The organism is Streptomyces mayteni (assembly GCF_054783955.1).
The window spans coordinates 1-7,856 of the sequence record NZ_BAAGPR010000194.1 but is presented as its reverse complement, the minus strand read 5'-3'; the positions used below and the strand labels follow the sequence as shown (position 1 = coordinate 7,856).

Genomic DNA, 7,856 nt, shown 5'->3' with positions numbered 1-7,856 from the left:
CGGCACGGCCGCAGGCCAGCACGGCCGCAGGCCAGCACGGCCGCAGGCCACCGCCCGCGCGCAGCGCGCCAGGCCACCCCCGCGCGCAGCGCGCCCGCGACGCGGCAGCGGAACAAAGGGCGGGTGGGTGGGGACAGAACCGCCGGTCGGTGGACGCCGGCGGGGGGCGTCAGCCCTTGCCGAGGTGCGGCGGCGGCGGGGGGTCCGCCCGGGGGACGGCCGGTGGGGGGTCGGGGGTCGGGGCCCAGTGGCGTAGGGCGTCGGCTTCCAGGTCGATCTGGTCGTGGAGGGCGTCCAACGCCTCCGCGTCGTGCCGATGGGCCCGCTCCTGGGCCGCGAACCGCAGCGCGTCCGCGGAGCGCCGGATGCGTTCGGCCCTGGTGCGGAGGTCGGGGAGCCGGGCCGCGACGCGGCCGCGGTCCGGCTCGCCGGTGATCAGCGCGCCCAGCTCACGGTCCAACTGCTGGGCGTGCCCGGCGAGTTGGTCGAAGAGCGCCCGCGCCTCGGCCAGCGCGGCGTCCGACTCGGCTTCGGCCTTCAGCGCGGCGTGGGTGCTGTCGAGGGTGGCGCGCAGTTCCTTGCGGGTGCGCGCCGCCTCGCCGACCGCGCCAGGCTGGGCGGCGCGCGCGTTCAGCACGGCGTCGGTGAAGGTGCGGCGGATGTCCGCGCGGGCGCGCGCCGCTCTTCGCCCCACGGCGCGCACACCCCACACCGCCAGGCCGACGACCGTCAGGAAGGCCAGGAACGACACGGCCAGCAGAGTGATCAGGATGTCCATGTCCGGCACACCTCCGCTCCCCAGGGTAGGGCCACCGGCGCCCGATCAGGCCGGGACGATGTTGACCAGCTTGGGCGCCCGGACGATGACCTTGCGGATCCCGGCCCCGCCAAGCGCCGCGACCACGGCCGGCTCGGCCAGGGCCCTGGTCTCCAGGTCCGCGTCGGCGATCGACGGCTCGACCTCGATCCTGGCCCGCACCTTGCCCTTGATCTGGACGACGCAGGTGACCGTCTCGTCCACCAGGTAGGCCGGGTCGGCGACCGGGTAGTCGGCCCGCGTCACGCTGTCCTCGTGGCCCAGCCGGCGCCACAGTTCCTCGGCGATGTGCGGGGCCAGCGGCGCGACCAGCAGGACCAGGGTCTCGGCGGCGGACCGCGGCACCTCGGTCAGCTTGGTGACGTGGTTGTTCAGCTCGGTGATCTTGGCGATGGCGGTGTTGAAGCGCAGCCCTTCCAGGTCCTGCCGCACGCCGTCGACGGCCTTGTGCATGGCGCGCAGCGTGTCCTCGGTCGGCTCGGCCGCCGCGACGGAGACCTCGCCGGTCGCCTCGTCCAGCACGTTGCGCCACAGCCGTTGCAGCAGCCGGTACTGGCCGACGACCGCGCGGGTCTCCCAGGGGCGGGAGACGTCCAGCGGGCCCATGGCCATCTCGTACAGGCGCAGCGTGTCGGCGCCGTAGGTGGCGCAGATGTCGTCGGGCGAGACGACGTTCTTCAGCGACTTGCCGATCTTGCCCAGTTCGCGGCCGACCTGGACGTCCCCGTACCAGAAGCCGCCGTCGCGCTCCTCGACCTCGGCGGCCGGGACGGGGAAGCCACGCTCGTCGCGGTAGACGTACGCCTGGATCATGCCCTGGTTGAACAGCTTGTGGTAGGGCTCGGCCGAGGACACATGGCCCAGGTCGAACAGCACCTTGTGCCAGAAGCGGGCGTACAGCAGGTGCAGTACGGCGTGTTCTGCGCCGCCGACGTACAGGTCGACGCCGCCGGTGGGCAGGCCGTCGCGCGGGCCCATCCAGTGGCGCTCCAGCTCCGGGTCGACCAGCGCCCGGTCGTTGTGCGGGTCCAGGTAGCGCAGGTGGTACCAGCAGGAGCCGGCCCAGTTGGGCATGGTGTTGGTCTCGCGGCGGTACTTCCGCGGCCCGCGCCCGTCGCCCAGGTCCAGGGTGACGTGGACCCACTCGTCGTTGCGGGCCAGCGGCGGCTCGGGGCGGGTGTCGGCGTCGTCCGGGTCGAAGGTGCGGGGCGAGTAGTCGTCGACCTCCGGCAGCTCCAGCGGCAGCATGGAGTCGGGCAGGGAGTGCGCGATGCCGTCCTCGTCGTAGACGATCGGGAAGGGCTCGCCCCAGTACCGCTGGCGGCTGAACAGCCAGTCCCGCAGGCGGTAGTTGACGGTGCCCTCGCCCAACCCCGCGGCGGTCAGCCACTCGTTCATCCGGGCCTTGGCCTCGGTGACGGTCAGCCCGTCCAACGACAGCCCGTCGGTGGCGGAGTTGACCAGCCGGCCGTCGTAGGAGGCGAACGCGTCGTCCCAGGTGGCCGGGTCGGTGGAGCGCCCGTCGGTGGGCTCGACGACGCAGCGCATGGGCAGCTCGAAGGCGCGGGCGAAGGCGAAGTCCCGGGTGTCGTGCGCGGGGACGGCCATGATGGCGCCGGTGCCGTAGCCGACCAGCACGTAGTCGGCGATGAAGACGGGGATCCGCTCGCCGCCCGCCGGGTTGACGGCGTAGGCGCCGGTGAAGACGCCGGTCTTCTCGCGGGCCTCGGCCTGCCGCTCGACGTCGGACTTGGTGCCGGCCTGCTTGCGGTAGGCGGCGACGGCCTCGGCCGGGGTGGCGTGGCCGCCGGTCCAGGCGTCCCTGGTGCCGGCCGGCCAGGCGTCAGGCACCACGGCGTCGACCAGGTGGTGCTCGGGGGCCAGCACCATGTAGGTGGCGCCGAACAGGGTGTCCTGGCGGGTGGTGAAGACGGTGACGACGTCACCCTCGCCACCGACGGAGCCCCCCTCGCCGATGGAGCCCCCCTTACCGATGGAAAAGGCGATGCGGGCGCCGTGCGAGCGGCCGATCCAGTTGCGCTGCTGCAGCTTGATCGCCTCGGGCCAGTCGACCGTGTCCAGGTCGTCGACCAGCCGGTCGGCGTAGGCGGTGATCCGCATGTTCCACTGGCGCAGGGTGGACTTGAAGACCGGGAAGTTGCCGCGCTCGGAGCGGCCGTCCGCGGTGACCTCCTCGTTGGCCAGCACCGTGCCCAGGCCCGGGCACCAGTTGACGGGGGCGTCGGCGGCGTAGGCCAGCCGGTGGCCGTCCAGCACGGTGGCGCGCTCGGCGTCGGTCAGCTCGGCCCAGGGGCGGCTGTCGGGGGTGGGGCGCTCGCCGGCGGCGAAGCTCTCGATCAGCTCGGCGACGGGGCGGGCGCGGCCGGCCTCCTCGTCGTACCAGGAGTTGAAGATCCGCAGGAAGATCCACTGCGTCCAGCGGTAGTACTCGGGGTCGATGGTGGCGAACGACCGCCGCTGGTCGTAGCCCAGGCCCAGCCTGCGCAGCTGGGCGCGGTAGTTGGCGATGTTGGCCTCGGTGGAGACCCGGGGGTGGGTGCCGGTCTGGACGGCGTACTGCTCGGCGGGCAGGCCGAAGGCGTCGAAGCCCAGGGTGTGCAGCACGTTGTGGCCGCTCATCCGCTGGTAGCGGGCGTAGACGTCGGTCGCGATGTAGCCCAGCGGGTGGCCGACGTGCAGGCCCGCACCCGACGGGTACGGGAACATGTCCATGATGAACTTCTTGGGCCTGGCCGCCTGCTCCGGGTCGTCGGCCAGGTCGCCGCTCGGGTTGGGCGTCTCGTACGTGCCGTGCCGCTCCCAGTACTCCTGCCAGCGCGTCTCGATGTCCGCGGCCAGTGCGGCGTCGTACCTGTGTGTCTCGCTCATCGTCTTCGGAACTCCATCGATCGTCTCCGCCACGTCATGAAGAAGCCCCTCGCTCAGGAGGGGCCGCCGCGCTGACGTCTTGCCTGGTCAGCGCGGCCACGTAAGCAGAAGGCGTACGGCACGCATAGCGTCAGGGTAGCGCACGGGACCCAGGCGGCGCCTGGGCTCCGGGGCACCGGGGACGGGCGGCCGGGCGGGCGGTCAGGCGGCCGGTCCCGGGGTGCCGAAGCGCTTCTCGAAGGCGACGCGGTTGGCCGACTCGGGGGTGCGGTGCCAGACCGCGAAGACCACCCGGGAGAACGCGGCGCCGTGCCCGGTGAGGGCCCGGTCGAAGGCGGCGGCCACCTCGTCCGGGTCGTTGGCGAAGACGCCGCAGCCCCAGGCGCCGAGCACCAGCTCGCGCACGCCGTGCCGGGCGGCGACGGCCAGCACGCGTTCGGCGCGCTCGGCGAGCACGTCGGCGACGTCGACCGCCCGGTCCGGCGAACGCCGGGCGAGCTGGCCGGCGTTGGGCGCCGGCGAGGTCAGGAACGACACGGGGTACGGCCGGTCGAGCAGCTCGCCGCGGTCGGTGCGGATCACCGGGACGCGGGGGGACCAGATGACGCGGTGGCTGTAGCGCAGGTCGTCGGAGGCGCGGTGGGCGGCGTAGTAGTCGGGGGCGGCGAGCAGGCACGGGTAGAGCAGGGCGCCGCGGCACAGGTCCTCCTCCTGGGCGCGGGCGCCGCGCGTGTAGCCGCCGCCCGGGTTGCGGGCCGAGGCGAAGTTCAGCACGCCGACGTGCTCGGCGCCCTCGTCGGTGAGGCGTCTCGCCGCCGCGAGGCTGCCCTCGCCGGTGACCTCGGGCCGGCCGGCGAAGGGGCCAGGACGGCCGCCGGTGACGTTGGCGTCCGGCGGGTAGGAGACGGTGCCGGTCACGGCCGCGGCCAGCGGTCCGTCGATCGCGACGAGGGTGCCCCGGATCGTTCGGTAGCTTCCTCGCTCGGCGATCTCCTCGTTCTCGGTCGCGATCGACCGAAGTCTGCTTGCCATGTGCCGGACACTAGCAAGGAGTTCGCGTCAGTTGGACGAAATACCGTCCCGAGCGGTCGAAAGCGAGCGGAAGGACTGACATATGGGCGGCACGGCCGTTTCCACCCGGGAGCAGGCAGCCCGGATCGGCGCCGAACTGGTGGCGCTGCGTCGGGAGTTGCATGCCGATCCGGAGGTCGGGATCGAGCTGCCGAGGACCCAGCGGCGGGTTCTGACCGCCCTGGCCGGGCTCGACCTGGAGATCACCACCGGCACCAGGACCACCTCGGTGGTCGCCGTGCTGCGCGGCGCCGCGCCGGGGCCGACGGTGCTGCTGCGCGGTGACATGGACGCGCTGCCGGTCGCGGAGGCGACCGGGCTGCCGTACGCGGCGTCCAACGGCGCGATGCACGCCTGCGGCCACGACCTGCACGTGGCCGGGCTCGTCGGCGCGGCCCGGCTGCTGGCGGCCAGGCGCGGTGACCTGGCGGGCGCGGTGCTGTTCATGTTCCAGCCGGGCGAGGAGGGGGGCGGCGGGGCGCGGATCATGATCGAGGAGGGGGCGCTTGACGCGGCGGGCGCGCCGCCGGTGGCCGCGTACGGCGTGCACGTCAGCGCCGACCTGCCGTACGGCGTCCTCACCACCAGGCCCGGCACGCTGATGGCCGGCTACGCGGCGCTCGACGTCACGGTGCGCGGCCGCGGCGGGCACGGCTCGCGGCCGTACCAGGCCCTCGACCCGGTGCCGGTGGCGGCGGAGATCATCACCGCCCTGCAGTCCTATGTGACGCGCCGCTTCGACGTGTTCGACCCGGTGGTGGTCACGGTGGGGCAGGTGTCCGCCGGCAGCGCGCCCAACGTCATCCCCGAGACGGCCAGGCTGCGGGCGAGCGTGCGGGCCTTCAGCCCCGCGTCCGCCGAGCGGCTGGCGGTCGAACTGCCGCGCCTGGCCCACCACATCGCCGCCGGGCACGGTCTCACGGCGGAGGTGGACTACGACGCCGTGCTGCCGGTGACGGTCAACGACGAGGCAGCCGCGGCCCGGTACGCCGCCACCGCCACCCGGCTGTTCGGCGCCGACCGCTACCGGCCGCTGCCCAACCCGCGCACGGCGTCCGAGGACTTCTCGCTGGTGTTGGAGCGGATCCCGGGCAGCTTCGGCTTCCTCGGCGCCGCGCCACCGGAGACGGCCGACCGGCCGGTCGAGGCCAACCACTCCCCCAAGGCGCTCTTCGACGACTCGGTGCTGCCCGACCAGGCCACGCTCCTCGCCGAGTTGGCCCTGGGGCACCTGCGGCCCCCGGCCGTGGCCCAGGACCCCGGCCCGGCCTAGCAGGCGTCGCCGCGGGGAACACCTTCCCCGAGATGCTGTCCCTGGTGGCCCTCGGCCGGGGCGTGCTGCCCGTCGGCGAGCTCACCAGGGCGTACTCGTCGCGTCCCGACCTGGTCTACGTCCCCCTGCACGACGCCCCGCCGATCCGCCGGGGCCCGGTCTGGCTGGCGGCGAACACCACCGCCCGCGTCCGGGCGTTCGTCCAGGCCGCCGCCGACGCCAACCCGCAACCGCAACCGCAGCCCCAGCCACAGCCCCGGCTCAACCCGCAGCCGCAGCCGCACTGATCCGCGCCGCCCGGCCCAGGTCGGCGCGCGTCGGGCGTCGGCGGGGGCAGGACCGACGCGCGTCTGATGACCCGGACATGCCACCGGTGCCACGGTAGGCGCATGCCCTACGCGTTCGATCCCGAGCTGGCCGCGGCGCTGGCCATGATGCCCGCCGTGGACATCTCCGACCTGTCCGTGGCCCGGGCCGCCCAGAAGGCCGAGTTGGCGCGGGCCATGGCGGCGTCCGACACCACCGGCGTCGCCGTCCGCGAGCTGTACGCCGACGGCGTGCCGCTGCGCGTCTACCGGCCCACGGGAGTTGCCGGGCCGCTGCCCGCCGTCTACCGGATCCACGGCGGCGGGTTCATGATGGGCAGCCCGGACGTGGACCACGAGGCCAACCTGCGGCTCTGTCGCGCCCTGCCCTGCGCCGTCGTCTCGCCCGAGTACCGGCTCGCGCCGGAACACCCCTACCCCGCCGCCCTGGAGGACTGCTACGCGGGACTCCGCTGGCTCGGCACGCACGCCGCCGAGCTCGGGGTCAGGGCCGAGGCGCTGGCGGTCGCCGGCGACAGCGCGGGCGCCTGCCTGGCCACCGCCGTCGCCATGCTGGCCAGGGACCGCGGCGGGCCCGAGCCGCGCTTCCAGTTCCTGGACAGCCCCTCGCTCGACGACCGGCTGAGCACCCCGAGCGCGCTGCGGTTCACCGACACACCGGTGTGGAACCGGCCGAGCGCGCTGCTGAGTTGGGCCGCCTACCTGGGCGCCGGGGTGCCGGGCTCGCCCGGCGTGCCGGTGACGGCGGCGCCCGGCCGGGCCACGCCGGCCGACCTGGCGGGGCTGCCGCCCGCCCATGTCGCGGTGATGGAGCTCGACGCGCTCCGCGACGAGGGCATCGACTACGCCCGCACCCTGCTGGCCGCCGACGTCACCACCGAACTGCACCTGTTCCCCGGCACGTTCCACGGCGCCGCGCTGGTGCGGCACTCGGCGGTGGCCCGCCGGATCACGGAGGAGGAGATCACCGTGCTGGGCCGGGCCCTCGCGTGGTGAGCTCCCCGCCCGCCGCCTCCCCGCCGCCTGAACCCCCGTTGTCACCCGGGGCCAGCGTCAACCGACGGGCATACAGCGCCAGTTGCGCCCGGAACCGGTGGGCGGGGTCGCGCAGCCGCCAGCCGGTGGCGACCTGCACATGGGCGAGCCTGGCGGCCACCGAGCTGTGGTGCAGGTGGAGTTCGGCGGCCGCTTGGCGCAGCGAGCCGGTGCGGCAGAACGCGGCGAGCGCGGCCAGGTTCAACTCGCCGCCGTCGCGGGCCGCGAGCTCGCCGAGCCGCCGCACGTCGGGCAGCGCGCCGAGCCGGGCCGCCGGCAGTTCGGCGAGCACCGCGACCGGGCCCAGCTCGTCGTGGTCCACCACCGCCTCGGCCGGCGGCCTGGCCACCGGCCGCCGCAGCGCCAGCGCCGCCTGTTCGAGGGACACCCGGGCCAGCAGCGCCTCGGTCACGTCGCCGACCCCGATCCGAAGCCGGCCGCGCAC

The 7,856-nt window shown here is 74.5% G+C and carries 7 protein-coding genes; 3 read left to right on the top strand and 4 right to left on the bottom strand.

The genetic code is table 11. The features are described from left to right. Nucleotides 1-169: 169 nt before the first annotated feature. From ACYVPE_RS38500 to ACYVPE_RS38490, 3 genes are all read right to left on the bottom strand, one after another. Nucleotides 170-778 carry a hypothetical protein gene (locus ACYVPE_RS38500; protein ID WP_461038496.1) on the bottom strand — a complete coding sequence of 203 codons (609 nt, stop codon included), beginning with the start codon at nt 776-778 and terminating at the stop codon, nt 170-172. Nucleotides 779-823: 45 nt separating this feature from the next. Beyond that, nucleotides 824-3,706: a leucine--tRNA ligase gene (gene leuS, locus ACYVPE_RS38495; protein ID WP_461038495.1), complete on the bottom strand. Its 2,883-nt coding sequence runs from the start codon at nt 3,704-3,706 to the stop codon at nt 824-826. 201 nt (nt 3,707-3,907) lie between these two features. Further along, complete coding sequence (locus tag ACYVPE_RS38490; protein ID WP_461038494.1) at nt 3,908-4,738, bottom strand: TIGR02452 family protein; 831 nt, start codon at nt 4,736-4,738, stop codon at nt 3,908-3,910. An 82-nt stretch (nt 4,739-4,820) separates the two neighbouring features. Between ACYVPE_RS38490 and ACYVPE_RS38485 the strand changes: the two genes are divergently transcribed. From ACYVPE_RS38485 to ACYVPE_RS38475, 3 genes are all read left to right on the top strand, one after another. Next, nucleotides 4,821-6,050 (top strand): M20 metallopeptidase family protein, encoded by a 1,230-nt coding sequence (locus ACYVPE_RS38485; RefSeq protein WP_461038493.1) that lies wholly within the window; start codon nt 4,821-4,823, stop codon nt 6,048-6,050. Nucleotides 6,051-6,082: 32 nt separating this feature from the next. Beyond that, complete coding sequence (locus tag ACYVPE_RS38480; RefSeq protein ID WP_461038492.1) at nt 6,083-6,337, top strand: hypothetical protein; 255 nt, start codon at nt 6,083-6,085, stop codon at nt 6,335-6,337. Nucleotides 6,338-6,439: 102 nt separating this feature from the next. Beyond that, complete coding sequence (locus ACYVPE_RS38475; RefSeq protein ID WP_461038491.1) at nt 6,440-7,372, top strand: alpha/beta hydrolase; 933 nt, start codon at nt 6,440-6,442, stop codon at nt 7,370-7,372. Here ACYVPE_RS38475 and ACYVPE_RS38470 read toward each other — a convergent pair. Next, the coding region (locus ACYVPE_RS38470; protein WP_461038490.1) for a helix-turn-helix domain-containing protein at nt 7,341-7,856 on the bottom strand (516 nt) is incomplete at its 5' end. The two genes, ACYVPE_RS38475 and ACYVPE_RS38470, sit on opposite strands and share 32 nt — an antisense overlap.